Annotated in this window: 1 protein-coding gene; it reads left to right on the top strand. The window is 44.7% G+C overall.

Translation table 11 applies throughout. The annotated features are described in order from the left end of the window. Positions 1-399 precede the first annotated feature (399 nt). The gene (locus F6K49_RS50610) at positions 400-1,143 is read left to right on the top strand and encodes a glycoside hydrolase 100 family protein (RefSeq protein WP_293110443.1); all 744 of its coding nucleotides are present in this window, start codon (positions 400-402) and stop codon (positions 1,141-1,143) included. Positions 1,144-1,221 lie beyond the last annotated feature (78 nt).

Here is a 1,221-nt window from a genome sequence, read left to right as displayed (position 1 = left end):
CAGCTATCAGCTAATGCGCGTAGCGCAATCGGTACTTTTAGGTGCGACCCGTGGCGAATTTAATTCTTAATGGTAAGAGCGCACCTTTGAATAAAATAAGCTGACGGCACCTCAAGTAGCGTGAGCTTTTAGCTGACGGCTGACGGCTGACGGCTGAGTGCTTACAGTTGAAGGTTTTTTTGTTAAAGATTGTTTGCTGATACCTTGCAGCATTAGTATTTTTATGATATAAATTGCCTCAATTCTTCTGACCTATTCCCTGTTCCTTGATCCGAAGTTCCTTGATCCGAAGTTCCCGAATTTCTCTGTCTTTCGATATCCGAGCCAAGTACTTCAGGATTTTTTCAAAGGAGTTAAGCTAGCATCAACCAGATGGACAACTTAAAGGAGAAATTTTATATGGGAAGCGAAGGTAATCTGATCGATGCAGCTTGGCAAGCCCTGGAAGATTCGATTATCTATTATCAAGGACATCCCGTGGGCACAGTAGCGTCGAAAGACCCGGATATGGAAGCCCTGAATTATGACCAGTGCTTTACGCGGGATTTCGCGGTGTCGGCTATGGCATTGCTGATGAAGGGCAAGGGAGAAATTGTGCGCAATTTCCTGATCGAAACCCTAGGGCTTCAAAGCCGTGAAAAGCATATGGATTGCTTTAAGGCGGGTCAAGGATTGATGCCAGCCAGCTTTAAAGTAATACATAAGAAGGAACAGGAGTATTTAGGGGCGGATTTTGGGGAACATGCGATCGCACGAGTTGCTCCAGTAGATTCTGGCTTATGGTGGTTGCTGATTTTAAGGGCTTATGTCAAGGCAACTGGTGATCAAGCCCTTGCCCACCAGACAAGGTTCCAACGGGGAATCAAATTAGTTCTAGATCTGTGTCTGACTAAGCGATTTGATCTGTTTCCCACCATGTTGGTGCCGGATGGTGCGTTCATGATTGACCGACGCATGGGAGTTGATGGCTATCCGTTGGATATTCAAGCCCTATTCTACACTGCTTTGCAGGCGGCCAGTGAGTTGTTGTTGCCAGAGGATGATTACGTTCCTGTGGTCAAGGAGCGCTTGGGTCATCTGACTTATCATATTCGGAATTACTATTGGTTGAATTTAGACCGCCTCAAGGAAGTTATTAATTAAATACTATATAGTCCTAGCTACACAAAAATCAAGAGCTATAATTGCAAATATTCCAGATCTCTCTGGATGTCGTTGATA

The organism is Moorena sp. SIO3I6, assembly GCF_010672095.1.
This window is presented reverse-complemented; position numbering and strand designations above follow the sequence as displayed.

Excerpts from the sequence above, each read along its gene's own strand:
- F6K49_RS50610 (WP_293110443.1), top strand. The coding sequence starts at position 400 with ATGGGAAGCGAAGGTAATCTGATCGATGCAGCTTGGCAAGCCCTGGAA.